This is a genomic window from Bradyrhizobium sp. 138, from assembly GCF_023074075.1.
Lineage (GTDB): Bacteria > Pseudomonadota > Alphaproteobacteria > Rhizobiales > Xanthobacteraceae > Bradyrhizobium.
Genome location: NZ_JADPKT010000003.1, coordinates 562529 through 589392, shown reverse-complemented (window position 1 = coordinate 589392; position 26864 = coordinate 562529). Strand labels below are relative to the sequence as shown.

25 protein-coding genes are annotated in these 26864 nt (G+C 62.0%); 17 read left to right on the top strand and 8 right to left on the bottom strand.

The genetic code is table 11. From position 1 onward, the window contains the following. Positions 1–105: 105 nt before the first annotated feature. From IVA79_RS03740 to IVA79_RS03730, 3 genes are all read right to left on the bottom strand, one after another. A complete protein-coding gene (locus IVA79_RS03740; protein ID WP_247550420.1) occupies positions 106–1218 on the bottom strand; it encodes a murein L,D-transpeptidase family protein in 1113 nt (370 codons plus the stop codon). Between the two features lie 33 nt (positions 1219–1251). After that, complete coding sequence (locus tag IVA79_RS03735; protein ID WP_247550419.1) at positions 1252–1929, bottom strand: nitroreductase; 678 nt, start codon at positions 1927–1929, stop codon at positions 1252–1254. Between the two features lie 287 nt (positions 1930–2216). Then, positions 2217–3170, bottom strand: coding sequence for a LysR family transcriptional regulator (locus tag IVA79_RS03730; protein ID WP_247550418.1), 954 nt, complete (start codon positions 3168–3170; stop codon positions 2217–2219). 98 nt (positions 3171–3268) lie between these two features. Here IVA79_RS03730 and IVA79_RS03725 point away from each other — a divergent pair, with 98 nt between their 5' ends. The 10 genes from IVA79_RS03725 to recQ all read left to right on the top strand — a co-directional run bounded on the left by IVA79_RS03725 (position 3269) and on the right by recQ (position 16685). After that, complete coding sequence (locus IVA79_RS03725) at positions 3269–4450, top strand: MFS transporter (protein ID WP_247550417.1); 1182 nt, start codon at positions 3269–3271, stop codon at positions 4448–4450. 10 nt (positions 4451–4460) lie between these two features. Beyond that, on the top strand, positions 4461–5495 hold the full coding sequence (locus tag IVA79_RS03720) for an aldo/keto reductase (RefSeq protein WP_247550416.1): 1035 nt from the start codon (positions 4461–4463) through the stop codon (positions 5493–5495). 123 nt (positions 5496–5618) lie between these two features. Continuing rightward, positions 5619–7208 carry an amidase family protein gene (locus IVA79_RS03715; RefSeq protein ID WP_247550415.1) on the top strand — a complete coding sequence of 530 codons (1590 nt, stop codon included), beginning with the start codon at positions 5619–5621 and terminating at the stop codon, positions 7206–7208. Positions 7209–7555: 347 nt separating this feature from the next. Beyond that, positions 7556–8764: a cyclophane-forming radical SAM/SPASM peptide maturase GrrM/OscB gene (gene grrM, locus IVA79_RS03710; protein WP_247550414.1), complete on the top strand. Its 1209-nt coding sequence runs from the start codon at positions 7556–7558 to the stop codon at positions 8762–8764. Beyond that, a complete protein-coding gene (locus tag IVA79_RS03705; RefSeq protein WP_247550413.1) occupies positions 8745–9077 on the top strand; it encodes a hypothetical protein in 333 nt (110 codons plus the stop codon). The genes grrM and IVA79_RS03705 overlap by 20 nt, the downstream gene beginning before the upstream one ends. Before the next feature lie 305 nt (positions 9078–9382). Then, positions 9383–10909 carry a tetratricopeptide repeat protein gene (locus tag IVA79_RS03700; RefSeq protein WP_247550412.1) on the top strand — a complete coding sequence of 509 codons (1527 nt, stop codon included), beginning with the start codon at positions 9383–9385 and terminating at the stop codon, positions 10907–10909. Between the two features lie 586 nt (positions 10910–11495). Continuing rightward, on the top strand, positions 11496–12797 hold the full coding sequence (locus tag IVA79_RS03695) for an O-acetylhomoserine aminocarboxypropyltransferase/cysteine synthase family protein (RefSeq protein ID WP_247550411.1): 1302 nt from the start codon (positions 11496–11498) through the stop codon (positions 12795–12797). 13 nt (positions 12798–12810) lie between these two features. Further along, positions 12811–13851 (top strand): homoserine O-succinyltransferase, encoded by a 1041-nt coding sequence (locus IVA79_RS03690; RefSeq protein ID WP_247550410.1) that lies wholly within the window; start codon positions 12811–12813, stop codon positions 13849–13851. 64 nt (positions 13852–13915) lie between these two features. Next, positions 13916–14659 carry a polysaccharide deacetylase family protein gene (locus IVA79_RS03685; RefSeq protein ID WP_247550409.1) on the top strand — a complete coding sequence of 248 codons (744 nt, stop codon included), beginning with the start codon at positions 13916–13918 and terminating at the stop codon, positions 14657–14659. A 160-nt stretch (positions 14660–14819) separates the two neighbouring features. Next, positions 14820–16685 (top strand): DNA helicase RecQ, encoded by a 1866-nt coding sequence (gene recQ, locus IVA79_RS03680; protein ID WP_247550408.1) that lies wholly within the window; start codon positions 14820–14822, stop codon positions 16683–16685. Between the two features lie 92 nt (positions 16686–16777). Here recQ and IVA79_RS03675 read toward each other — a convergent pair whose 3' ends face one another. Continuing rightward, positions 16778–17794 (bottom strand): 1-aminocyclopropane-1-carboxylate deaminase, encoded by a 1017-nt coding sequence (locus tag IVA79_RS03675; protein WP_247550407.1) that lies wholly within the window; start codon positions 17792–17794, stop codon positions 16778–16780. 159 nt (positions 17795–17953) lie between these two features. Between IVA79_RS03675 and IVA79_RS03670 the strand changes: the two genes are divergently transcribed. Continuing rightward, complete coding sequence (locus IVA79_RS03670) at positions 17954–18418, top strand: Lrp/AsnC family transcriptional regulator (RefSeq protein WP_247550406.1); 465 nt, start codon at positions 17954–17956, stop codon at positions 18416–18418. A 24-nt stretch (positions 18419–18442) separates the two neighbouring features. On the opposite strand, the gene IVA79_RS03665 is transcribed toward IVA79_RS03670, so the two are convergent. Continuing rightward, complete coding sequence (locus IVA79_RS03665) at positions 18443–19018, bottom strand: hypothetical protein (protein ID WP_247550405.1); 576 nt, start codon at positions 19016–19018, stop codon at positions 18443–18445. A gap of 154 nt (positions 19019–19172) precedes the next feature. Here IVA79_RS03665 and IVA79_RS03660 point away from each other — a divergent pair, with 154 nt between their 5' ends. Next, the gene (locus tag IVA79_RS03660) at positions 19173–19733 is read left to right on the top strand and encodes a carboxymuconolactone decarboxylase family protein (protein ID WP_247550404.1); all 561 of its coding nucleotides are present in this window, start codon (positions 19173–19175) and stop codon (positions 19731–19733) included. Positions 19734–19855: 122 nt separating this feature from the next. Continuing rightward, on the top strand, positions 19856–20104 hold the full coding sequence (locus IVA79_RS03655) for a hypothetical protein (RefSeq protein WP_247550403.1): 249 nt from the start codon (positions 19856–19858) through the stop codon (positions 20102–20104). A gap of 6 nt (positions 20105–20110) precedes the next feature. On the opposite strand, the gene IVA79_RS03650 is transcribed toward IVA79_RS03655, so the two are convergent. After that, positions 20111–21046, bottom strand: coding sequence for an alpha/beta hydrolase (locus tag IVA79_RS03650; protein ID WP_247550402.1), 936 nt, complete (start codon positions 21044–21046; stop codon positions 20111–20113). A gap of 118 nt (positions 21047–21164) precedes the next feature. Between IVA79_RS03650 and IVA79_RS03645 the strand changes: the two genes are divergently transcribed. Then, positions 21165–22052, top strand: coding sequence for a branched-chain amino acid aminotransferase (locus IVA79_RS03645; protein ID WP_247550401.1), 888 nt, complete (start codon positions 21165–21167; stop codon positions 22050–22052). Between the two features lie 68 nt (positions 22053–22120). Here IVA79_RS03645 and IVA79_RS03640 read toward each other — a convergent pair whose 3' ends face one another. Further along, positions 22121–22741 (bottom strand): class I SAM-dependent methyltransferase, encoded by a 621-nt coding sequence (locus IVA79_RS03640; protein WP_247550400.1) that lies wholly within the window; start codon positions 22739–22741, stop codon positions 22121–22123. Between the two features lie 43 nt (positions 22742–22784). After that, positions 22785–23375: a polyhydroxyalkanoate synthesis repressor PhaR gene (gene phaR, locus IVA79_RS03635; protein ID WP_247550399.1), complete on the bottom strand. Its 591-nt coding sequence runs from the start codon at positions 23373–23375 to the stop codon at positions 22785–22787. A 314-nt stretch (positions 23376–23689) separates the two neighbouring features. Here phaR and IVA79_RS03630 point away from each other — a divergent pair, with 314 nt between their 5' ends. The 3 genes from IVA79_RS03630 (at position 23690) to IVA79_RS03620 (ending at position 26858) form a co-directional block, all read left to right on the top strand. Continuing rightward, the gene (locus tag IVA79_RS03630; RefSeq protein WP_247550398.1) at positions 23690–24868 is read left to right on the top strand and encodes an acetyl-CoA C-acetyltransferase; all 1179 of its coding nucleotides are present in this window, start codon (positions 23690–23692) and stop codon (positions 24866–24868) included. A gap of 253 nt (positions 24869–25121) precedes the next feature. Next, on the top strand, positions 25122–25847 hold the full coding sequence (gene phbB, locus IVA79_RS03625) for an acetoacetyl-CoA reductase (RefSeq protein WP_247550397.1): 726 nt from the start codon (positions 25122–25124) through the stop codon (positions 25845–25847). 141 nt (positions 25848–25988) lie between these two features. Beyond that, the gene (locus IVA79_RS03620; protein WP_247550396.1) at positions 25989–26858 is read left to right on the top strand and encodes an EamA family transporter; all 870 of its coding nucleotides are present in this window, start codon (positions 25989–25991) and stop codon (positions 26856–26858) included. The last annotated feature ends 6 nt before the right edge of the window (positions 26859–26864 follow it).

Sequence of the window (26864 nt, the reverse complement as noted above, 5' to 3'; positions counted from 1 at the left end):
AACTTTTTTCAAGCTCTTCGCTCCGACACCACCGCATTTGCTGGGACGGAATGCCGATGCCAGCCATTGTCTGCTGATGATCCATCGCGGATGCCGCACGAGCGTTCAGCATCGACCTGACGGGAAGCCGACACGCGTCGGATTACACTCCGGGGGTTGGTTCAACGATCTGCCAAACCATCTACTCGTCAACGAGCCATCATTGTCGATCCAGGGGATCGGTGGCAATTGCGGCAGGTAGGATGCATACGGCATTACTTTCGCAAGCGTCACTCTGCCCGGAAACCGCGCGAGGAACGTCTTGTTCATTCCGCCGTCCAGCCCGCTGTATATCGGGGCAGCCGGCATGTTGTCTTCAAGCAATCGCGTGTATTCGAGCTCGTCGGCGCGCCTCTTCTCCAGCGCCCGCCGCGCGATTTCCGGATTGACGACGAAGGGGGGACATTTTTCTGCAGGGTTGAATACAAGAGGGGACGGCGAATTCGGAGGCGATTGCGCATCGAATACATAGCGGCGGTCGCACACATCCACTCTCGGTTCGAGTCGCGTCGCCTCGAAGTGATCGTTGCCGACCTTGAGCATTTTCCAGAAGTCCAGGCTGGGACTATTCCGATGTCGCGCCAGATTTTCCGGCGTCAGGCGGAACGGATAGGCCTGGACCTGGAACGATGGCCGGCTGCTAAGGGAGTCGCGCGCCAGCGAATAGATTTCGCTGATCTGTTCGTCGGTCATGGCATAGCAACCGCTCGACCAGCAATCGCCGTGGATCATGAGGAAGCTGCCGTTGCGCTTGTTCGCCTTGTCGAAGCTGTTGGGGTAGCCGAGGTTGATCGACAGATAGAAGTTGGAGTTGGGGTTCATCAACTCAGGTGTAATCGTGTAAAACCCTTCCGGCGCCTGCCGGTCGCCCTCGTACAACTTCGGACCGAGATCGCCCGACCACCGGCAGATCGGATAGGTCTTGAGGATCTGGAAACGGCCGGTCGCGTCCTGTTTCCAGACCTCGAGCTCGGACTCCTCTTTGAAAAGACGCACGACGATAGGTGAATATTTCGGCATCTTCTTCTGTTCGAGCAGCGAAAGCAGCTCGGGCGGCAGCTCCTGTGTTGCCTTGGCGGGCAACGGCTTGCTGGCTTCGCCAAGGCAGGCGACCGGCGTCAAGGTGGCGGCAAAGGCGGCTGCCAGCACAAGCGCATGTCGGGCCATCACGCGGATCACTGCTGCCCCTCCAACCCTTCCGCCCGCGCGCCGCTACTTTTCAAACCCAATGAACACGGTCGCCTCCTCGACCGACTTCCGCTCCGACACCACCGCATTCGCCGCAAACGTCTCATCAGGCCAGCCCAGTGCGATGCTTTTCATGATGACCTGATCGTCGGCGATTCCCGCGTGCTCGCGCACCACGGGCGATTGCATGATGCCCTGGCTGTTGATCACGGCGCCAAGCCCGCGAGACCAGGCAGCATTGACCAGGGCGGTCGCCACAGCGCCGCAATCAAAGGGCGTATCGTCGCTGCCATCCAGCACGCGGTCATAGGTAATGATCACGCAGACGGGCGCGTCGAATTGACGGAAGCCGCGCAGTACCCAGTCCTGACGCTTGTCCTTGTTGTCGCGCTCGATCCCCATCGCGGCGAACAATTGCTTGGCGACACCGACTTGCCGGTCGCGGTGCTTGCCTGCAAAGGGCTGACCCGTGCGAAACTCCCGCGACTGCGGAATGCCTGCCACCATCCGCTCGGTGTTGCCGGCACGGATTCGATCCAGCGGTTCGCCGGTGATGACGTAGAAATTCCAGGGCTGAGTGTTCATCGACGAGGGGGCGCGCATCGCCAAACCAATGATTTCCGCAATCAGCGCCTTGGGTACTGGATCGGGTTTGTAACCGCGGATGCTCCGGCGACCGAGGATGACGTCATCAAACTGCATCTGTGTGGGATTCCCCTGACAAGTTCTGAAACAGCCCGGATTTCGCGGCTTCTGCACCCTCGCGCAAGCGACGGCCGCACGTCCTCAACGGCCCAGCCACGCTGGATATGATCGCATCAATATTGCGCACGCTGTCGTTTAGCGAACTCTGGGATGATTAGCGAACTCTGGGATGATGAAATTGTGCCGTTGATCTGCCCGATGTGTCAAGTTTTCGGCCCAAACCGTCCGTTGCGCCGGCCGCCGGCTACTTTGCATGGCGAGGGCGGACTTATTCCCTTGCTTCCTCACCCCACGACCCTCCATCTCCCATCCGCCGCCCGCTTCAGCGCGGGATCGCTCACCCGCACGTGCTCGGCGAGAAAATCGATGAACGCGCGCACGCGCGCGGGCAGGGGTGCGGTGTGGCCGACATAGACGGCGTGGATGTCTTCGCGGTCGCCGGGATTGTAGTTTTGCAGCACCGGTACGAGGCGGCCGGATTCGATGTCGGGGCCGATGTGGAAGAGGGCGAGGCGGGCGAGGCCGACGCCGCCGAGGCAGAGACGGCGGGCGGCCTCGCCGTCGCTGGCGCGCGCGACGGGCGGCGGCACGGCTTCCTCGGTGTGCTCGCCGCGCTTGAATGGCCAGCCGCGGATCGTGCGTGGAAAGGTCCAGCCGATACCGCGGTGATCGGTGAGGTCGGCCGGAAGCTTCGGCGTGCCGCAGCGGGCGAGATAGCCTGGCGCGCCGACCACGACCATGCGGCTGGTGCCGAGCTTTCGTGCGACGAGGCGCGAGGCGCGTAACGGGCCGACGCGGATGGCGACGTCGGCGCGCTCCTGCATCAGGTCGATCAGCGTGTCGGTCAGCACGAGATCGAGCGTGACGTCGGGATGCTGTTGCAGGAAGCGCGGAATCAGCGGCATCACATGCAGCATGCCGAAGGGGATGTTGCTGTTGACGGTGAGGCGGCCGCGCGGTGCCGCGCCCGAGGCCGCCTCGCGCTCGGCCTCGTTCATCTCGGCGAGGATGCGCAACGAGCGTTGATAGAAGGCCTGGCCCTCCTCCGTCAGCGTCAGCTTGCGCGTGGTGCGGGTGACGAGCCGCGAGCCGAGCCGGGCTTCGAGCCGCGAGATCAGCTTGCTCACGCCCGATGGCGTCAGGCGCAGTTTTCGCGCGGCCTGGGTGAACCCGCCGAGATCGACGACGCGGACGAAGACCTCCATCTCGGCGGAGCGGTTGGTGTCGAAACGGGCCATGTTGAATTCACGTCACAAATGATTGGATTGCGGCCATTCTAATGGTTTTGCATGAGCGCAGCTATCTGCGTGGCTCGTCTCAATCATCGGAGCCACGCATGCCTCCCGCCGTCCTCGCGCTCACCGCTGGTGCCTTTGGCATCGGCACCACCGAATTCATCATCATGGGCCTCCTGCTCCAGGTTGCCGCCGACATGCACGTTTCCGTGCCGGTCGCGGGCCTGCTCATCTCCGGTTATGCGCTCGGCGTGTTCGTGGGCGCGCCCGTTCTCACGTTGGCAACCCGGCGGATGCCGCGGAAAACCGTGCTGCTGGCGTTGATGGCGATCTTCACATTGGGCAATGCCGCTTGCGCGCTGGCGCCGAACTACGAGTTGCTGATGGCCGCGCGGGTGCTGACCTCGCTCGCCCACGGCACGTTCTTCGGCGTCGGCTCGGTGGTGGCGACCAGCCTCGTCGCCGAGGACAAGCGGGCCTCGGCGATATCAACCATGTTCATCGGCCTTACGGTCGCCACGCTGCTGGGCGTGCCGTTCGGCGCCTGGTTCGGCCTGATGCTCGGCTGGCGCGCGGCTTTCTGGGCGGTGACTGCCATCGGCGTGGTTGCCCTTGCTGTGGTCGCCGCGCTCGTGCCCGGCCATGTCGGCAACAATGACAAGCCGGTCTCCCTTGCCGAGGAAGTCGCCGTGCTCGGCCGTCCGCAGGTGCTGCTCGGCCTTGCCATGACCGTGTTCGGCTTTGCCGGCCTGTTCGTCGTCTTCACCTACATTCAGCCCATGCTGACGCGCTTCACCGGATTCTCGGAAGAAGCGGTCTCGCCGATCCTGCTGGTATTCGGCGTCGGACTCGCGATCGGCAACGTCGCTGGCGGCAAGCTTGCCGACCGTGGCCTCGCCGGCGCGCTGATGGGAACGCTCGCCGCGCTCGCCATCGTGCTTCTCGGGCTTGCGGCGGTGCTGTCGGTCAAGATCCCGGCGGTCATGCTGATCCTGCTGCTCGGCATCGCCGCCTTTGCAACGGTCGCCCCGCTGCAGCTTCGTGTGCTGGAGGCGGCCGGTCCCAGCGGGCGCACGCTCGCCTCCAGCCTCAACATCGCCGCGTTCAATCTCGGCAACGCGATCGGCGCCTGGGCCGGTGGCATCACCATCGATCGCGGGCTCGGTCTCTCCGCGCTGCCGCTGGTCGCAGCCGGGATCACGGCCATTGGTCTCGTGCTGGCACTGTGGAGCCTCCGGCTTGATCGCACGGCGACCGCAGTGGCGGCGTGCCCGGCGGAATAGGAGAGCGATCATGGAATACCGCAATCTCGGCGCTTCCGGGCTCAAAATTCCCGTCCTCAGCTTCGGCACCGGCACGTTCGGCGGCCAGGGTCCGTTGTTCTCCGCCTGGGGCCGCAGCGGCACCGATGAGGCCCGCAGGCTGGTCGATATCTGCCTCGATGCCGGCGTGAATCTGTTCGACAGCGCCGATGTCTATTCGAACGGCGCCTCCGAGGAGATCCTCGGTGCTGCGATCAAGGGGCGCCGCGACAAGGTGCTGATCTCGACCAAGATGAGCCTGCCGATGGGCGACGGTCCGCTCGATGCCGGCTCGTCGCGGCAGCGGCTGCTTGCCTCGGTCGATGCGGCGCTACGACGGCTCGGCACTGACTATGTCGATCTGCTTCAGCTCCATGCCTTCGACGCGTTCACGCCGATCGAGGAGGTGCTGTCCACGCTCGATATGCTCCTGCGCGCCGGCAAGCTGCGCTACGTCGGCGTCTCGAATTTCGCCGGCTGGCAGCTGATGAAGTCGCTCGCCATCGCGGACCGGCATGGCTGGCCACGCTATGTCGCGCACCAGGTCTATTACTCGCTGCTCGGGCGCGACTATGAATGGGAGCTGATGCCGCTCGCGCGCGATCAGGGCGTCGGCGCACTGGTGTGGAGCCCGCTGGGCTGGGGGCGGCTCACCGGAAAAATCCGGCGCGGCCAGCCACTGCCGCAAGGAAGCCGCCTGCATGCCACCGCACAGTTCGGTCCGCCCGTGGACGATGCGCACCTCTACGCCGTCGTTGACGTGCTGGATGCGATTGCCACGGCGACCGGTCGTACCGTGCCGCAGGTCGCGATTGCCTGGCTGCTGTCGCGTCCCACGGTCTCCTCCGTGATCATCGGGGCGCGCGACGAGGCGCAGCTGCGCGACAATCTCGGCGCCGTCGGCTGGTCGCTGAGCGCGGACCAGATCAAGCGGCTCGATGAGGTCAGCGCCGTGATGCCGCCTTATCCGTACTATCCCTATCGCGTCCAGGAGGGCTTTGCGCGGATCAATCCACCATTGGTGTAGGAGCTCGCTCATAGACGGCTGCGATTGCGACAGAGCGTCGCGACAATGTCCCATGCAGAATCTCGCCTGTACAGGGTTCCACGTCGTCCCTAACCTCCGCCGCGCAATTTCAGGAGATGCGGCGTGGCGAAGAAGACGGTGACCAAGAAGAGCGTGTTGAAGAAGACGGCGAAGACTTCGAGGAAGGCGAGCTCCGCCCGCAAGAGCGCGGTCGCCAAGCGGGCCAGAAAGACCGTGCCGGGCAAATCCGCTGTCCCACGCCGCCCCAAGGGGGCGCCATGGCAATGGTCGGCGGTGGAGACCGCGGCTGCGATCCGCTCCGGCGCAATCTCCGCGGTCGAGACGGTCGAGGCGCATCTCGACCGGATGCGCGCCGTCAATCCGAAGCTGAATGCGGTCGTCGTCGATCTCTCGGAGGAAGCACTCAAAGCGGCGCACGCGGCCGACAAGCAGCGCGCCCGGGGTGGCGATCTCGGCCTGCTGCACGGCGTACCCATCACGATCAAGGAAAACGTCGATTACGAGGGCCGGCCAAACTTCAACGGCGTTCCCGACAACAAGGATCTCATCGCGCCGTCGGATTCGCCCGTGGTGCGCAATCTGAAGAAGGCCGGCGCGATCGTCATCGGGCTCACCAATACGCCGGAATTCTCCTTTCGCGGCTTCACCGACAACCCCTTGCATGGGCTGACGCTCAATCCGTGGGATCCTGATATCACCTGCGGCGGCTCGTCGGGCGGCGCGGGTTCGGCCGTCGCCGCCGGCATCGGCACCATCGCCCATGGCAACGACATCGGCGGCTCGCTGCGCTGGCCGGCGCATTGCAACGGTGTTGCCACCATCAAGCCGACGCAGGGGCGCATCCCCGCGTTCAACGCAAGCGCAACCTCCGAGCGGCCGATGCTGGCGCATCTGATGTCGGCACAGGGGCCGCTCGCGCGCCATGTCGCCGACGTCCGCCTTGCGCTGGAGGTGATGAGCCAGCGCGATCCGCGCGACCCCTGGTGGGTGCCGGCGCCGGTGGTCGGCGAGAAGCCGAAGGGACCGATCAAGGTGGCGCTGGCCAAGATCCCCGAGGACATGGAGGTCGATCCGTCCGTCGCGGCGGCGCTGCGCCAGGCCGCCGATCATCTCGAGCGGTCCGGCTACCGCGTCAGCGAAGTCGAGCTGCCCGACATCAACGGCGTCTGGCAGACCTGGTGCGACATCATCACCAACGAGACCGTGGTGATGCAGGAAGCCTCCATGCTGAAGGTGACGTCGGAGGATTTTCACAAGGCCTGGGGCGGCATGAAGGGCAAGGCGAACGTGCTCGATCTCAAGGCTTGGATGCAGGCATCCGCGGCGCGCAACGGCCACATCCGCGCCTGGCAATTGTTCTTCGAGGACTATCCGATCGTGCTGGCGCCGACCACGGTGAAGCCGACGCCGGGCCCGCGCGAGGACACCGTCAGCCCCGAGCGCGTGCGCGAGATCTTCTGGGGCGAGATCCGCTTCATTTCCGCCATCAACGTGCTGGGCCTGCCCGGCGCCGTAGTGCCGGTGGCGCTGCACGACGGCAAGCCGATCGGCGTGCAGCTCATCGCCGGGCGCTATCGCGAGGACCTCGCGCTCGATGCCGCCGCCGCGATCGAGAAGCGCGCCGGCGTGCTCGTCCATCGGCTGTGGGAGAGGATGGGCGCCGATTTCCTCTTGCAACATCGTAAACTTTAGGTAGCATGACGATATTTTGATTTTGGAGGATTTTATTATGCGGCAGAAGACGGGGCCATTCCGGGCCGTACCAGTCGTCCTCAGTGCAACTATCGCTGTAGCAGTTATTCCCGAGAGCCACTTCACGACGGAGCCCTCGTCAACCGTGAACAGCAGGATTGAAAACATCCGCGCTCAGGTCCGAGACGGGAAGGGGGGGGTCCTTAAGAGGGCGGTAGACACGGACGGTGAACTCTTAATTCGGCAGGCTCAGTTCGATAAGGCGTTCGGCAATTGCTTTAGAAACGCATCGTCCGGCTCCGGGAATAAGTGCTGACCAGCCGATTCTGCCGGAAAAGGGGGCGCCTGTGCTTGATCGCTCCAATCCAAGTGGTTCGGAGGGAGGGATAAACCTACTCGTCCTACAACCAACACCGTTTTGCAATTTGGATTGCCGCTATTGCTACCTTCCCGATCGCTCCGTCAATCGGAAGATGGAATTCGGCGTGCTTCGCGAGGTAGTTTCTAAGATCGTATCGAGCCCGTATCTTGCAAGCACCCTCAGGGTATGCTGGCACGCAGGTGAACCAACGGTCCTGCCAGTTGAATACTACGAAAAAGCGTTTTCCATCATCGAGAGCGCTCGTCCCCACGGCGTCAAAGTTGAGCACTTGTTTCAGACCAACGGGACATTGCTAAACGAAGAATGGTGTGAGTTTTTTAAGCGCCACTCTGTGGCCGTGGGAGTAAGCATCGACGGGCCAGAAATAATAAATGACACCTGTCGGATCGACCGGCAAGGCAACGGAACCTTCAAGCGAACGATGCAGGGCATCAGGCTGTTGCAGCGCCATGACGTGTTGTTTCACGTTATAGCTGTATTAAGCCGTGCTTCCTTGTCCAAGGCGGATGTGCTTTTCGAATTCTTTGTTGAGCATCAGATACACCAAGTCTGTTTCAATATAGAAGAACAAGAGGGAGCTAATCCCAAATCGTCTCTGCAATACTCCGAGGTCGAGACCGAATTCCGGAACTTCTTTTCGATCTATTATTCGAGGCTAGAATCCTCTGGTTTCCCGCACTGGGTTCGTGAAATTGATTTCGCGATGAATGCCGTCTTTTGGAGTGATCTCGCTGCCCCCAGCAACGCGCTAACCGAACCGTTCGCAAGCGTTAACGTGGACTATCTCGGCAACTTCGCGACATTCTGTCCGGAACTGCTCTCGATGAAGACCGAGAATTATGGACAGCTCGTTTTTGGTAATCTGTTGGCCGACCGATTGGAGGATTGCTCTAGCAACAAGATCTTTCAACGCGCAAACGAGGATATTCAGGAAGGTGTTAGGCTCTGCAAGGAGACGTGTTCATATTTTGGTGTTTGTGGCGGAGGTGCGCCATCGAACAAGCTCTACGAGAACGGCACTTTTGCATCTTCAGAGACTCTTTTTTGTCGCCTTATCATCAAGGCAATGACTGACCTTGCACTTGGCTGGGTCGAAGAGAAATTTAGCTCAGTCACACCGCCGACCATTATGGCTAATAGAGGAGCCACGAAAGATGCTCGCGAAATTTCTTGAGGCTTTGCCGACAGCAGCTGCGAGCCCGTTTGCATTTATCGCATATGTTTTTCTAGTAGCTACCTTTGGTTATCTTACGATTTCTCAATATCGGCTACGAAATATAGCTCGCATAATCACCGCAGTACCTGAAAGCGATCGTGCGGCGCTATTGGCCAAAGAATACAACACCACGCCAACGGCGGGCATGACCGCGCAAGAGTGGATTGCGGCGCGTAGGCAAGCATTATTCTTCTGGTTGGCAATGGCAGCGCTTATGTGCGCCCTGATCATTATCGCGATAGCCTTTCAACATGTCTACGCCGTAACCTGAATTTGGTCCCCGCTGGCCTCGTGGACGCGCTTTTCTTATCAGAATTGGCGGCTGCAGCCCTGGGCCGCTACGCTTTGTTTAGCTATATCGTCGTCCTTGCAACGTTTGCATACGTGACCCGAAGTCAGCAGCGGCTTCGTGGAATCTCTAAGCTTATCGCCGCGGTCCCCCCGGATCAACGAGCAGCGATAATCGAGAAAGAGTACAATACGACTCCGGTCCATGGCCTCACCGCCGAGGAGTGGATCAGAGCTCAGAGACAGTACCTAATATTTTGGAGTTTTGTATCAGTCGTAGGAACAGTCTTGGTTATCGTTGTAACTCTCGCGACGCCTAAGCCACAGTTTGATCAACGTGCCGAGTTGATCCGCACTTTGAAGGAGCAGCAAGCGAGGCTTGGCGATCAGTTGAAGCAATCATCAAATGTGCCAAGTGATGTTGTCCGTGCTACGATTGCTTCTCTACAAATAATCACAAGTAAGTTGTCCGACCCAGTATCTGCTGCAACTGCCTACGCAGGCGCCGCACAGGAGGCGAAGGCCGAGCTCGATAAGATTCCGCAGATCGATTCTCAAAGAATTCAAAGAGCGAAGGAAGCTCTGGATAGAGTGGCGCCGGCCACAGCTAAGGCGCTGTTCAAAGAGGCGGCGATGAAGAACTTGGGCGAAGCAGCCGAGAGCCTGTATCAGGCTGGCAGACTTGCAGAGGTCGATGGCAACATAAGTGAAGCCTACGACAACTATCAGAGCGCGTTGACCATTCGACCGAATGACTCGAAGATAGCCTCTGCTCTTCAGGCCGTAGCTTTCTTCCTTGGCAAATATGATCAGGCGGCGAGTTTGCTTGAAAATCTCCGGCGGATGAAGGAGCGGGTAGGATCCTTGAGTCCAGTCGATCTCCAAGAACTCGATGCAGCGCACGCTGCTATCCTACTTGCCAAAGGCCAATTCCCGGAAGCTGAACAGTCTTACCTAATGCAAAAACAACGCCTGGATGTGGGCGCTCAAACTTCAGTCATTGCGAGGGCGAGGCTGCTCAGTAATCTTGGGTCGCTATACCAGAATTGGGGCAGATATTCGGAAGCGAAGCCTTTGCTGATCGAGGCGCTAGAGCTGATCCTGAGTGCGAAGGGACCAGATGATCTAGAAGTAGCGTTGTCACTTAACAATTTGGCGTTCCTGCGCATCCAGATGAATGAACTAAATTCGGTTGAAAGTGATCTTAGAGAAGCAGAACGAATCATTACGAACAAATTTGGTCCAAGTCATTTTGAGTTGATAATTCCACTTAACAACACGGCAAGGTACTTCCTTGCCCGAAAGCAGATACATAGCGCTCGAACAAACTTGGCGGAGGCGGAGCGCATTGCAAAAGATGCATTTGACCAAAACCATCCATTGTTTGCTAGGACCCTGGACTTGTTGTCAGACGTAAACGTCGCGGATGGACAGTATCAGGCAGCATGTCTAGCTGCTGAACGTGCGCTAAAACTAAAATCGCAATTCTTTGGAGATGGTTCACTGGAGTTTGCTTTTAGCTTGCTAAGAAGGGCAAGTTGTAGAATTGAACTTAATGCCGTTCAAGAAGCGAATGGAGATCTTCAAAAAGCTAAGCAAATAGTTCTGACTGCACTAGCCTCGTCGCAAAATGCGCGCATGGCCGATGTGCTGTTCGTACAAAGCATAGCATTCATCAAGTTGGCGGACTATCCACGCGCCATCGAGACGCTGAAGGACGTTATATCAATAAGGATGAAGCTCCTGGGTCTAAATCATCCGTCTACGTTAGAAGCAGAAAAGGTGCTCGGCGACATTGCTAAATCCCCCAAGTAATCGGTAAGCGTCTATAATTCCCATTGCAGTTCATGGGTACGGAGTCTTCCAAACAAGTTCGTGAAAGCCTGTGGACCGCTTTCTCTCGAGTCGTGGGCGTTCTGCTCTCGGCCATACGGCCGGCGCTAGCCCTTGCGGGAAGTAGCCGAAAGAAGGTCGACGGAAGGGGGACAACACAGCTCGTGTGACGACGCCTCACGCGTGGCCTTCTCTGAGACTCGTCGCGAAGCGGTGAGGCGGCCGGGGGGCTCCTTTCGCGCATGATTCTCTCAGCTTTGATTTTGTAGAGGCAACCCTTCATCCGGCGCCCTAGCAGAAGGTCCGCTTCTGCGTTCTTAAGAAGCGGCGGGCCCTGCCGATGTTTCCTTCTCTCAAGGGACGAAGGAACGACACCGGGCAATCGTCATTCATTATCCAATTTAACTCGAATTTTAGCTAATTCGCCAGAAGCGGTTAGGGTTACTTCCTCGATCTCTATGCGAATTATTGTCCGCTTTACCACCCGCCTCTAACACGGGCGTGGCGGACAACGCACATGCCTCATACAGGCCAATAAGTGCGGCCCGCTCCATGCGGAGGTGGCACGATGCGCAACGAGACGATCGCTATTCACGCCGGCTACGAGCCCGAGGCGACCACGCACGCGGTCGCCGTGCCGATTTACCAGACCGCGGCCTACGCCTTCGACAGCGCCGATCACGGCGCCGCGCTCTTCAATCTCGAGGCTGAAGGTTTCCGTTACAGCCGTATCGCCAATCCGACCAGCGCGGTGCTGGAAAAGCGGATCGCCGAGCTCGAAGGTGGCGTCGGCGCGCTCGCGGTCGCGACCGGCCAGGCGGCCTTGCATTTTGCCTTCGTCAACGTCGCCGATCACGGCGGCAACATCGTGTCCGTGCCGCAGCTCTACGGCACCACGCACACGCTGCTCTCGCACATCCTGCCGCGGCAGGGCATCACCGGCCGCTTCGCCGAGAGCGACAAGCCGGAGGCGATCGCGAAGCTGATCGACGAGAACACCCGCGCCGTGTTCGCCGAGACCATCGGCAATCCCGCCGGCAACGTCTGCGACATCGAGGCGCTGGCGAGGATCGCGCATGCGCATGGCGTGCCGCTGATCGTCGACAACACGGTCGCGACCCCGATCCTGCTCAAGCCGTTCGACTACGGCGCCGACATCGCCGTGCATTCGCTGACCAAGTTCCTGGGCGGTCACGGCACCACCCTCGGCGGCGCCATCGTCGATTCCGGAAATTTCCCGTGGGCCAAATACGCCGACCGCTTCCCAGCCTACAACAAGCCCGACGTCTCCTATCACGGCCTCGTCTATGCCGAGCGCTTCGGCAGGACCGCCTATATCGAGCGGGCGCGCAGCGTCTATCAGCGCACCATGGGCTCGGTGCTGTCGCCGTTCAACGCCTTCCTGCTGCTCCAGGGCATCGAGACCGTGGCGCTACGGATGGAGCGCCATGTCGAGAACGCCCGCAAGGTCGCTGAATTCCTCCGCAAGGATTCGCGCGTTGCCTGGGTCAACTACACCGGTTTTCCGGATAGTCCCTATTATCCGCTGGTGCAGAAATATCTCGATGGTAATGCCTCCTCGCTGTTCACCTTCGGCATCAAGGGCGGGATGGAGGCCGGCAAGTCCTTCTATGATGCGTTGAAGCTGATCACGCGTCTCGTCAATATCGGCGATGCCAAGTCGCTGGCCTGTCATCCGGCCTCGACCACCCATCGACAGATGTCGGCGGAGCAGCAGCGCGTTGCCGGCGTTCTGCCGGAGACCATCCGGCTCTCGATCGGGATCGAGCATGTCTCCGACATCATCGAGGACATTGACCAGGCGCTGGACAAGGCCTGTCGGTCAGCCCGCCTCGAGGCCGCGGAGTAGGCGGGCACCGCCAATGACGATCTTGATCGACAGGGATCAAGTCATCTCGAGCCCGGCGCTGGTGCCGACCGAGCGCGATCTCGCGCGACATCACCGCGCCGAACTCACGATCGGGCTCGTCAACAACATGCCGGATCCGGCGCTGAAGGCGACCGAGCGGCAGTTCATGAAGCTGCTCCAGGCCGCAGCAGGCGAATGCCGCATCCGTTTCCACTGCTTCTCGCTTCCGACCGTGAAGCGTTCACAGGAAGCGAGATGGCACGTCGAGAGCGAGTATTCCGACCTTTCCGATCTCAAGCGCCAGAAATTCGACGGGTTGATCGTAACAGGCGCAGAGCCCGTCGCGCCCGAGCTCGACCAGGAGCCGTACTGGCGCGATCTCACCGAGCTCATCGACTGGGCCAAGGCCAACACGCGCTCGACGATCTGGTCGTGCCTTGCCGCGCATGCGGCGGTGCTGCACCTCGACGGCATCGAACGGCGACGGCTGCCGGCCAAATGCCACGGCATCTTCGATTGCGATGCCGTGACGAGCGATTCCCTGACTCGCGCCGCGCCGGCGCCGCTGAAGGTCTCGCATTCGCGCCTGAACGAGATCGCGGAGAGCGACCTGGTGCAGGCCGGTTATCAGGTGCTGACACGCTCGGCCGAGGCGGGTGTCGATGTTTTCGTTCGCCAATATGCCAGCCGCTTCGTGTTCTTCCAGGGCCACCCGGAATACGACGCGCTGTCGCTCCAGCGAGAATATCTGCGCGACATCGGCCGCTATCTCGCGCGGGAGCGCGACAATTATCCGCGCCTGCCCGTGAGCTATTTTGACGCAGCGACGGAAGAGAAGCTGGTCCGCTTCGAGAAAAAGGCGTCGCACCAGCGCCATCCGGCACTCACCAACGAGCTGCCTAGACTGAACTTGCGCGCCGATATCGGCGCCGGCAGCGCGGCGGCGGTGCTTTTCGGCAACTGGTTGCAATATCTCAGTCCGGAAACCGATGCGCCGGTCCCTGCGCATCAGCCCAAGGATGTTGGTTCCGCGTTAGGATTACCCAAGCGTTAGGCTTGCCTCAACCGGCGCGCGAATGTTTCAGTAGAGAAACACGGAATCACGGGAAACTTAAGTCGTGTGGTCGGCACTCCAGGGACGCGTGAGCAATCGGCTGGCCCGCCATTTCCGCGCCGCGCCGCACCGGCTGCCGGCGCATGCGCCGATCGTGAGCTTCACCTTCGACGATGCTCCCGACAGCGCCGCGGGCGAGGGCGCCGAGCTTCTGGAACAGCATGGCGGCCGGGGCACATTCTATCTCGCCGGTAGCTTGATCGATCAGCCATCGGACCACTGGCATGGCCTGTCGGATGACGCGATCGTCCGGCTTCACCGTGCCGGTCACGAGATTGCCTGTCACACCTTCTCGCACCGGAACTCGGCCACGCTCGACGAAGCCGCGATGGCGCGCGAGATCGAGCTGAACCGAGCTTACTTTCTGGGTCTCGATTCCTCGATCACGCTGGAGAACTTCGCCTATCCCTACGGAATCGCCTCGGTCTGGCGCAAGCCGCAGCTCGCCAAAGCCTTCCGTTCGGCGCGCGGCATTCTCCCCGGCGTTAACAGCGAAATCATCGACCTCCAGTTCCTGCGCGCGTCGCCCTTGGTCGATCGCGAGATCGATAGAGCGGGCGTCGATCGCTATTTCGACGAGGCGGTCGCGAGCGGCGGATGGCTGATCTTTTATGGCCACGACGTTACCAACGCGCCGAGCCCCTATGGCTGCACCCCGGACCTGATGCGTCACGCGTTGGAGGCCGCCGGACGACGTGGCATGCCCATTGTGACGGTCGCAGAAGCGCTGCGACGGATCGGAGCGTAACTTCTTTACCTCTCAGCGCGAGCGAAGCTCGTCGCGGTCCCGTAAGAGCGGGGAGAGGGAAAGGAAGCGGCGGTGCAAGCCCCGCAAACGGTCTTGCCATGCGGCTGCCGCCATGCGACTGGCGTTGTGACGAATCTCACGGCCTTGTTCCCGAACGCACATGTCCTCTTCCTCAACCGCCCCGCTGCCTGCGCCGGCCAACGGCCGCGATGCGCTGTCGGTGCTGCATTCGGTCTTCGGCCTGCCGGGGTTTCGCGGCAGTCAAGGTGAGATCGTCGGGCACGTCACGGGCGGCGGCAATTGCCTGGTGCTGATGCCGACCGGCGGCGGCAAGTCGCTGTGCTATCAGCTTCCCTCACTGCTGCGCGACGGTTGCGGCATCGTGGTGTCGCCGTTGATCGCGCTGATGCGCGACCAGGTCGCCGGGCTGATCGAGGCCGGCGTCAATGCTGCCGCGCTGAACTCGTCGCTGACGCCGCAGGAGGCGTCCGATATCGAGCGCCGCCTGCTCGCGGGCGATCTCGATCTGCTCTATGTCGCGCCGGAACGCCTGGTCACGCCGCGCTGCCTGTCGCTGCTGGCGCAGGCCAAGGTGGCGCTGTTCGCGATCGACGAGGCACATTGCGTCTCGCAATGGGGCCATGATTTCCGCCCCGAATATGTCGGCCTCTCCATCATCGCCGAGCGTTTTCCCGACGTGCCGCGCATCGCACTGACTGCGACCGCCGACGAATTGACGCGCAAGGAGATCGTCGCGCGGCTGCAGCTGACGGGCACACCGCAATTCGTCTCGAGCTTCGACCGGCCCAACATCCGTTACGAGATCGTCGACAAGCGCAATGCCGTGTCGCAGCTGAAGGAGTTCATCCGGGAGCGGCATGCGGGCGATGCCGGCGTGGTCTATTGCCTGTCCCGCAACCGTGTCGAGGAGGTCGCCGCCGCGCTTGACGACGCCGGCATTGCGGCGCTGCCCTACCACGCCGGGCTCGACAGCCAGGTGCGCTCGCGCAACCAGGACCGCTTCCTCAACGAGGACGGCATCGTCATCGTGGCGACCGTCGCGTTCGGCATGGGCATCGACAAGCCCGACGTGCGCTTCGTCGCCCATCTCGACCTGCCCAAGAGCATCGAGGCCTATTATCAGGAGACCGGCCGTGCCGGCCGTGACGGCAAGCCGTCGGCGGCCTGGATGGCCTATGGGCTCTCCGACATCGTGCAGCAGCGCCGGATGATCGACGAGTCCAGCGCCTCCGACGAATTCAAGCGGGTCTCGATCGGCAAGCTCGATGCGTTGGTTGGCTTGGCCGAAACGCCGCATTGCCGGCGCCGGCGGCTGCTCGCCTATTTCGGCGAGATCGTCATGGGCGAAGCTTGCGGCAATTGCGACAACTGCCTGACACCGCCGAAAATGCGCGACGGCAAGATTTTGGCGCAGAAGCTGCTGTCCTGCGTCTATCGCACCGGACAGCGGTTCGGCGCGATGCACCTGATCGACGTGCTGGTCGGACGCCTGACCGAAAAGGTGACGCAGTTTGGCCACGACAAATTGTCCGTGTTCGGCATCGGACGCGAGCTCAACGAAAAGCAGTGGCGCACCGTGCTGCGGCAGTTGGTGGCGATGGGACATTTGCAGAGCGACAGCGAAGCGTTTGGCGCGCTGAAGCTGACCGAGACCGCGCGCGGCGTGCTGCGCGGCGAAACCGAGGTGTGGCTGCGCGAGGAAGCGCCCGGCACGCGCATTCGCGCCAGCCGCGGCAAATCCCGCCGCGGCGATCTCGCGCCTGCGGCGGGCGCCCCGCAAGGCGATGTCGATCCTGAACTGCGCGCGCGGCTGCGGTCCTGGCGTTCGGACATCGCCCGCGAACGCGGCGTGCCGGCCTATGTCGTGCTGCACGATGCCACCATCGACGGCATTGTCCGGGCCTGGCCGACGACACTCGACGAACTCCGCAACGTGCCCGGCATCGGCGACAAGAAGCTCGAGCATTACGGCGACGAGCTGCTGCAGATCGTCAGGACGCGGTAGGGAGCGGCCAATATTTCCGCCGTCGTCCCGGGTCTACGCTTACGCTTGCCCGGGACGACGGCTGTGTACAAAGGCGAGAGCTACGCCCTCACTCACCCATTCCTAAACGCATACGCATATCCGTTCAGTGCGGGGGCGCCGCCGAGATGGGCGTAGAGGATCTTCGCGCCCTTCTCGAAATAGCCCTTCTTCGCAAGATCGATCAGGCCCTGCATCGACTTGCCCTCGTAGACGGGGTCGGTGATCATGCCTTCGAGACGTGCGCTGAGGCGGATGGCCTCCTTGGTCTCTTCCGAGGGCACGCCATAGGCGGGATAGGCATAGTCCTCGATCAGCACGACGTCGTCGGCGACGAGGTCCTTGCCGAGCTCGACGAGTTCAGCGGTGTTCTGCGCGATCTCGAGCACCTGCGCTTTCGTCTGCGCCGGCGTAAAGGACGCATCGATGCCAATCACCTTACGGGCGCGGCCATCGGCGGCGAAGCCGACCAGCATGCCGGCATGGGTGGAGCCGGTCACCGTGCAGACGATGATGTAGTCGAACTTGAAGCCGAGCTCAGCTTCCTGCTTGCGTACCTCTTCGGCGAAGCCGACATAGCCGAGACCGCCGAATTTATGCACCGAGGCGCCGGCCGGAATGGCGTAAGGCTTTCCGCCCGCGGCCTTCACCTCCTCGATCGCCTGCTCCCAGCTCTTGCGGATGCCGATGTCGAAACCGTCGTCGACCAGGCGCACGTCGGCGCCCATGATGCGCGAGAGCATGATGTTGCCGACGCGGTCATAGACGGCGTCCTCGTGCGGCACCCAGGCTTCCTGCACCAGGCGGCACTTCATGCCGATCTTGGCCGCGACCGCGGCGATCATGCGGGTGTGGTTCGACTGCACGCCGCCGATCGAGACCAGCGTGTCGGCGTTGGAGGCGATCGCATCGGGGATGATGTATTCGAGCTTGCGCAGCTTGTTGCCGCCATAAGCGAGGCCGGAATTGCAGTCCTCGCGCTTGGCATAGATTTCGACATTGCCGCCGAGATGTTTCGACAGCCGCTCCAGCTTCTCGATGGGCGTCGGGCCGAAGGTCAGCTTGTAGCGCGGAAATTTGTCCAGCTTCATGGGTCATCCCGATTGGCGTTGATGTTGGCAGCTGCCCTAGCATCGCCCCGGGGGAATGTGCTCTCGAATATTGCGTGGATGTTGCGCGATTTCTTGCGACGACTGCCTCGATGGATCATAATTCTTCCAGAATATCACAGATAATCGAGAGCTTCTTTCATGGCCGCTCGGCTTGACCGTACTGACCTTAAGATACTGAGATTGCTACAGAATAACGGCCGGCTCAGCAATGCGGAGCTGGCTGAAACCGTCGCGATCAGTCCCGCCACCTGCCACCGCCGCACCCAGCGCCTGTTCGAGGACGGGTTCATCGCCACCGTCCGCGCCATGGTCGCCCCCAAGAAGGTGGCGAAGGGCACGCTGGTGATGGTCGGCGTCGTGCTCGACCGCTCGACGCCGGAGAGCTTTGCCACCTTCGAGCAGGCCATCGCCCGGCTGAAATTCGTGCTCGACTGCCACCTCGTTGCCGGCGACTTCGACTATTTCCTCAAGATCCGCGTCGGCGACATGGAGGATTTCAACCGCATCCACGGCGAGCAGCTCATCGCGCTGCCCGGTGTGCGCCAGACCCGCACCTTCTTCGTCATGAAGGAAGTCGTCGACAACGCCCCGCTGGAATTCTGAGCGGTCAAACCCGCAATCCGTCGATCAGGGACGGCGCCTGCTCCGGGCTGCGCGGGGCCCACCTAGACGCGTACAGTGGAGCAGATAAGGGCCTTGTTCGCGCCATGCATCGGTCTTGGGGACCTCTTTCCATCCGCATTTCTCGGGATCTCGCTCAAAGTGCTTTGGCTTCGTTTCAATGAAAGGGCCTGTCTCCATTTCGATCTTGTCGATGTTCCAATCGTAGACCAAGGCGGGTGCCCCTGGCTGATGTGCATGACTTTCGAAGTAAAAGAATGGGTCTACGCCAATGGATATTAGTCCTTCCAACCATGCGTCCAGGCGAGCATTGTCTGGAGGATTTCCGTCACAATACATGAGAATGCCAGCGTCCAGCACCCACCAATCACCTTGGGCGTGCACAACCTGGCCAACAACTTGGTAAGAACTCTCCACAATTTGCTTAAGTGATGGATCTTTGCGGTCAAATCGACTGCACTTCGGAAGTGGAACCACGGGGTGGAATTCGAGCGCGAATGAGGCGCTTGTCGCTTTAGCGAAATCGCCGTAGTTGCCGTCCTGAATAATCCAACTATCAAGTCCGACAATTAGATCGGTCATTCGATGGACTCGCCGATAACAGATACTGGGACATAGCATGGTTGTGCGGACGTCTCTACACGACTTGCAAAATCGCACGACCGTCACGGCAACTTCACTTGCCTTGCATGCCTGTGCAAGCGACGGTCAGCGCTCTCAACGAGGAGATTCCACCGTGCGCCTTCCCATTCTCGATCCCAAGGACCTGACCGACGAGCAGAAGCCGCTCTATGACGACATGCGAGCGGGCATCAAGGACCACTTCAAGGGCTTCGTGAATATGCGCGATGACGGCGCGCTGCTCGGGCCGTGGAATCCCTGGATTCGCGAGCCGCGCTTCGGCAAGCCGGTGTGGGAGCTGGTCAAGGCGATTGCGTCGAACCCGCTGCTGCCCGCGCCGGTGCGCGAGGTCGCCATTCTCGTCACCGGCTCGCATTTCCGTTCCGGCTACGAGCTGTATGCCCATGTGCTGGTCGCCGAGCAGCGTGGCCTGTCCGACGAGAAGCTCGCAACGATCGTCGCCGGACAGCGGCCGGTCGATCTCACCAAACAGGAGGCCGTCGCCTATGACGTCGCATCCGCGCTGGTCGGCGGCGGCGTGCTGCCGAAATTGACTTGGCGCGCCGCCGTGAAGGAGTTTGGCGAGCATGGCGCGGCCGAGCTATCCTATCTCGTCGGCGTCTATTGCATGGTGTCGGTCACGCTCAATACGTTCGACGTGCCGGTTCCGGAGTAGCTGGCCGCGTTCGCAACTTCTGGACCGGACGGAACCGGAGCGCTACCTTGTCGTCGTCATGGCGACGCACTCGCCGCCCACGATCGAAAGCGCAAAAACATAGGCAACAGGACATGACAGCAATGAGAACGTCTCGCCGTATCTTGCTCACCGGCCTGGCCGGACTCGCCATCGCTCCAACCGCGGCGGTCGCCGCCGCGCCGCACCTTGCCACGGATGACACCACCGTCGCCGAAGAGCGCTTTGCCCGCATGATTGCGGCCGCGCATGCGCCCGACGTCAGCTGCGCCCGCCAGGCGGAGCGTTATGCGGACGCGCATTGGCCTGACTATGTCGTGGCAGCCAGGGCCGTGCTCGACGCGCGCGTGTGATCCGCACTACTTCTCCACCGCTCGCCGCACCTGCTCGCCGATCTGCGACAACACGAGCTGCGCCTGCGGCAGGATCGCGCCCATGGCATGGAAATTGTGAACCATGCCGTCGTGGCAGACGTGCTCGACGGCGACGCCAGCAGCGAGCAGCTTGCGGGCATAGGCATTGCCTTCATCGCGCATCGGGTCGTACTCGGCGGTGTGAATGATCGCGGTGGGCAGACCGGTGAGCCGTGTCGCGCGCAAGGGGGAGACGCGGGGGTCGGCGGTGTCGATGCCGTCAGGCAGATAGTCGGAAAGATCGGCCTCGATGGTGACGCGATCGATCAGATGGCCTTCGGCAAAGGCCTCGCGTGAGGGCGAGGTTTCCTCGAAATCCAGCACCGGGCAGATCAGGCATTGCGCGGCGATGGCAAGGCCAGCGGTTTGCGCCGCCTCCTGACACACGATCGCAGCGAGCGTCGCGCCGGCGGAATCGCCGCCGACCACCAGACGGCCTGCGTCGATGCCGAGCGATGCGGCCTCGCGCGCAACCCATTCGGTGGCGGCGATCGCATCGTCGACGGCGGCAGGAAATCGGTGCTCCGGCGCGAGCCGGTAGTCGACCGAGACGAGGCGGCAGCCGGTGGCATGCGCCAGCGCCGCCGCGATGCGATCATGCGTGGCAATACTGCCGGCGACGAGGCCGCCGCCGTGAAAGAACACGAAGCCCGGCGCCAGCCCGTCGGCGTTTGCGGGCATGTAGAGGCGATAGGGCAGTTCGCCGGCGCGGCCGGGCAGCATGCCGTCGCGGGTCGTCACGTCAGGCGCGTCAGCACGCGCGAACTGCATCAGCTTCGCCAGCGATTGCCGCCGCGCCTCCACGCTCGGCCGGCCTCTCGCCTGCGGCGCAGCCGCAGCCATCATGGTCAACAAGCGCTTTGCGAGCGGATCGAGCGGCATGCGGCTTCCTTCTCCCTGGCCGGAGAGCGTAACCCACCACTTCCCGGCAGGGAATCATTTAGATGTTGCGTCCGATAGTGGCGCTATAATGCGACATCATGCCAAGGGGAGGCCGGTCATGGCCGAAATCAAGAAGCCAATCGAATATTCGCCGAGCTGGACCTTCTTCGAGGGCAAATGGCACGACGGCAATGTGCCGATCATGGGGCCGCGCACGCATGCGGCCTGGCTCGGCTCGGTAGTGTTCGACGGCGCACGCGCGTTCGAGGGCGTCGCGCCCGATCTCGACCGTCACGTCGCCCGTGCCAATCAATCCGCGATCAATTTTGGTCTGAAGCCGGTGGTCGATACCGACACCTGGCTCGCGCTCGCGACCGAAGGCATTGCACGCTTTGCGGCCAATGCCGAGCTCTATATCCGTCCGATGTATTGGGCGCAGAACGGCGCGGGCGGCGGCGTGCTGTTCGATCCCGAGACCACCAATTGGTGCCTGTGCATCTACGAGGCGCCGATGCCAAAGCCGGTTGGCAACGCCATCACCCTGTCGCCGTTCCGCAGGCCCACCGCCGAATGCGCGCCGGTCGAGGCGAAGGCGGCCTGCCTCTATCCGAACAATTCGCGCGCGCTCGCGGAGGCCGCTTCGCGCGGCTTCCAGAACGCGCTGATGCTCGACATGCTCGGCAACGTCGCGGAGTTTGGCAATTCCAACGTGTTCATGGCCAGGGACGGGGTGGTCTATACGCCGGTGCCCAACGGCACGTTCCTCAACGGCATCACGCGCCAGCGCGTCATCAACCTGCTTCGGGGCGACGGCGTCAATGTGGTCGAGAAGACGTTGCGCTATGCCGACTTCCTGGCTGCCGACGAGATCTTCTCCACCGGCAATTTCGCCAAGGTCGCCCCGGTGATCCGCATCGACGAGCGCGAGCTGAAGCCGGGTCCGTTCTACACAAAAGCGCGAAAACTCTATTGGGACTTTGCGCATGCGGTGAAGCTGGCGGCGTAGGCGCCAGTCCCTCCGTCATTGCTTCGCTACGCTCGCAATGACGAGTTTGTGGAGCGTGCGGAGTTCGCTCACGCGCCTCGTCGCTGAAATCGGCTGAACTGAAACGCCTGTGTCGAATCCCACGGCGTATGATGCATCTCGCTGCGCGACTCGACCAGCGCGAACTCCGGCCCGAGCTCCGCTGCAAGGCTGGCGCTGTCGTGGCGCTGCACCGGCAGGCCGCTGCATTTCTCCGGACCGTCGGGCGCAAACGTCGCGATGATGACGTGGCCGCCGGGCGCGACCGCCGACCGCAGGCGCTCGACATAAGCCGCCCTGTCGCTTGAATCGATCAGAAAGTGAAACGCGGCGCGATCGTGCCAGATCTGGTAGGTCTTCTCCGGCTGCCACGTGGTGGCGTCGGCAACGATCCAGTTGACCGTCGCAGCGGCCGCACCGATGCGCTTCCTGGCGAGGTCGAGCGCATTGGCAGAGAGATCCAGCACGGCGACGTCGCGATATCCGTCCTGCAACAGGGCATCGACGAGCCGTGATGCGCCGCCGCCGATATCGATGATGGCAGCCTCGCGATCGGGATTGGCCGCCCGAATCATCGCGAGCGAAGTCGAGGGGCTGTTCTGAAACCAGCTGACCTCGGCCTCGCCCTTGGTGGCGTAGACTTTGTCCCAATGAGAGCTTCGGTCGGACATCTCGCATCCTCCGGCTCAATTGGACGTGCCGGGCGAAGGAAAGCTACTCGTCCTTCTTCGACATCCGCTCCAGGCGTTCCTGCATTTCCTTCATCTGCTGGCGCAGATCGTCGATGTTGCTGTCCTTCGGCGCCTCTGCATTCGCATCCGGCTCGGGCTCGGTGGTTGTCCCCGCGCGCGGCGGGACGAAGGGCTTGAACATCGAAAAAGTCTGCTGGAACAACTCCATGTTGCGGCGGACTTGTTCCTCCAGGGGAGCAAAGGGAGTGCCGGACAGGGTATTGGCGATCTGCTTGCGGAACTTCTCTTGCTCCTGGGTCAGGGTCGCGATCGACTGCTCCAGATATTTCGGCACCACCATCTGCATGCTGTCGCCGTAGAAGCGGATGAGCTGGCGCAGGAAGGTGGTCGGTAGCAGGTTCTGGCCGGCCTTGTTCTCCTGCTCGAAGATGATCTGGGCGAGCACGGAGCGGGTGATGTCGTCGCCGGTCTTGGCGTCATAGACCAGGAAATCTTCGCCATCCTTGACCATCGCGGCGAGGTCTTCCAGCGTCACATAGGTACTCGTTCCGGTGTTATAGAGCCGGCGGTTCGCGTATTTCTTGATGGTGGTGGGTTGGTCTGATTTCGCCATGGGCTCTCACTTGCAAGCGCGGAGAACGGGAACCCGGCGGGCAATGCCGCAGGGCGGGAAGAGTACGCAACGCAACAAAATAAGCATTTTCAAAGGGGTCACGCTACCGTTTTGTGCGGCACGGTTAATCGCGGTGCAAAATCTTGCTTGCGAAAGCGCCAAGAACGCTATTTTGAATGCGCTGCGGCATGAATTCGGTCGCCGGCCGATTGACATGCCTCAACGACGTTAACAGGATGGCTCACGAGACCGGCGAGTGTTCTTCCAGCCCCGCCTGCCCCTTTTCACAGAACCTCAAGCCCCAGGAGATGCCCATGTCAGACGATGTCGTCATCGTCAGCGCCGCCCGCACCCCGGTCGGAAGCTTCAACGGAGCGTTCGCGACCCTTCCCGCCCATGATCTCGGCGCTATCGCCATCAAGGCCGCGCTGGAGCGCGGTGGCATTGAGCCCGGCCGGGTCTCGGAAGTCATCATGGGGCAGATCCTGACCGCCGCCCAGGGTCAGAACCCCGCCCGTCAGGCCTCGATCGGCGCCGGCATTCCGGTGGAGAGCCCGGCCTGGGGCGTCAACCAGCTGTGCGGCTCGGGCCTGCGCACGGTCGCGCTCGGTTACCAGGCGCTGCTCAACGGCGATTCCGAGATCGTCGTCGCCGGCGGCCAGGAATCCATGAGCATGGCCCCGCACGCCCAATATCTGCGTGGCGGCGTCAAGATGGGACCCGTCGAGTTCGTCGACACCATGATCAAGGACGGTCTGTGGGATGCCTTCAACGGCTACCACATGGGCAACACCGCCGAGAACGTCGCGCGGCAGTGGCAGATTACCCGGGCCCAGCAGGACGAGTTCGCTGTCGCCTCGCAGCAGAAGGCTGAAGCCGCGCAGAAGGCCGGCAAGTTCAACGACGAGATCGTCCCCGTCACCATCAAGACCCGCAAGGGCGACGTCGTCGTCAGCGCCGACGAATATCCGCGTCACGGCGCAACGCTCGACGCGATGGCCAAGCTCAAGCCCGCCTTCGAGAAGGAAGGTACTGTCACCGCGGGCTCTGCGTCCGGCATCAATGACGGCGCTGCCGCCGTGGTGCTGATGACCGCCAAGCAGGCGGCCAAGGAAGGCAAGAAGCCGATCGCGCGAATCGTCTCCTGGGCGCAGGCCGGCGTCGATCCGAAGATCATGGGCTCGGGTCCGATCCCGGCCTCGCGCGCCGCGCTGAAGAAGGCCGGCTGGAACGTCGGCGACCTCGACTTGATCGAGGCCAACGAAGCCTTCGCGGCGCAGGCCTGCGCGGTCAACAAGGATCTCGGCTGGGACACAGCCAAGGTCAACGTCAATGGCGGCGCGATCGCGATCGGCCATCCGGTCGGCGCGTCCGGCGCGCGCGTGCTGGTGACGCTGCTGCACGAAATGCAGAAGCGCGATTCGAAGAAGGGCCTTGCCACGCTGTGCATCGGCGGTGGCATGGGCATCGCGATGTGCATCGCGCGCGACTGACGATAGCTGACGTGTAGCTTACGCGCAGTTTGCGCGTGCGCTGCACACACTGGTTAGTGCGTTGCACGCGACTAAAAAGGCAGCGGTTGCAAATCAAATATTCTTCGCAACCGTGCCAGCCTCGACTAAATACAAACGCCCGGCTCAACGCCGGGCGTTTTGTTCTTGATGTCCGTCAAACCAACCGCATAATCCGCAGTTAAAAAACGATCACGTCAGAAACGTCCGAAGAGTCCAAGGGAAGGAATACGACATGGCACGTGTTGCATTGGTCACGGGTGGTACGCGGGGCATCGGTGCTGCGATCAGCAAGGCGCTGAAGGCGGCCGACTACAAGGTTGCGGCGAGCTATGCCGGCAACGATGCGGCGGCGGAGAAGTTCAAGGCCGAGACCGGCATTGCCGTCTACAAATGGGACGTCAGCAGTTTCGACGCCTGTGCCGAGGGCGTGAAGAAGGTCGAGGCCGATCTCGGGCCGGTCGAGGTGCTCGTCAACAATGCCGGCATCACCCGCGACACCGCCTTCCACAAGATGACACTCGAGCAGTGGAACGCCGTCATCAACACCAATCTCGGCTCTCTGTTCAACATGACGCGACAGGTCATCGAGGGCATGCGTTCGCGCAAGTTCGGCCGCATCATCTCGATCTCGTCGATCAACGGCCAGAAGGGGCAGTTCGGTCAGGTCAACTATTCCGCGGCGAAGGCCGGCGACATCGGCTTCACCAAGGCGCTCGCGCTCGAGAATGCCAAGGGTGGCATCACCGTGAACGCGATCTGTCCCGGCTACATCAACACCGAGATGGTGCAGGCGGTGCCGAAGGACGTTCTGGAGAAGAACGTGATTCCGCAGATCCCGGCCAACCGCCTCGGCGAGCCCGAAGAGATCGCACGCGCGGTCGTGTTCCTCGCGGCCGACGAGTCTGGCTTCATCACGGGCTCGACGCTGACGGTCAACGGCGGCCAGTACATGGTGTGATGCGATCGCATCACGCGGCTTGATATTTTTGACATCGTCAGGCCCGGGCTTGTTCCGGGCATCCACGGCCTTACAACAGCCGTCGCCACGGAGAACGTGGATGGCCGGGACAAGCCCGGCCATGACGGAAACATTGGGCCGATGACTCCCCGTACCGCCACGCTGATCGGATTGACCGCGATCCTGATGTGGTCGCTGCTGTCAGTGATGACGGTGGCGACCGGAAAGATCCCGGCGTTCCAGCTCGCCGCGATGACCTTCGCGATCGGCGGTCTGGTCGGTCTGCTGACCTGGATCGGTCGCGGCGAAGCGGCGAAAAGCCTGCGTCAGCCGCTGGTCGTCTGGGTCGTCGGCGTCGGCGGGTTGTTCGGCTATCACGCGCTGTATTTTCTCGCGCTGCGCTTCGCGCCGCCGGCCGAAGCCGGTCTTCTGAACTACATGTGGCCGCTCCTGATCGTGCTGTTCTCGTCGTTCCTGCCTGGCGAGCGGCTCGCCCCGCATCACATCATCGGTGCCGTGCTCGGCCTCGTCGGCACCGTGCTGCTGTTCGCCGGCAACACCAGCGGGTTTGCACCGGAGGCGGTGCCGGGATTGATCGCAGCCTTCATTGCCGCGTTCGTCTGGGCAGCTTATTCAGTGCTGTCACGCCGTTTGAAGGCGGTGCCGACTGATGCCGTTGCGGGCTTCTGTCTGGCCACCGCCGTGCTCGCCGCGCTGATGCATGGCCTGCTGGAGACCACGGTCTGGCCGGAGGCCACGCTGCAATGGCTCTCGGTGATTGCGCTCGGTGTCGGTCCCGTCGGCGCCGCGTTCTATGCCTGGGATATCGGCATGAAGCGCGGCGACATCCGCGTGCTCGGCGCCGCTTCCTACGCGACGCCGCTGCTCTCGACCGGTTTCCTGATCGCCGCCGGTTTTGCCAAGGCCAGCGCCAACATCGCGATTGCCGCGATCCTGATTGCGGGCGGTGGCCTGATCGCGGCCAAGGACATGGTGCTGCGGAAGCGGTGAAGGGAG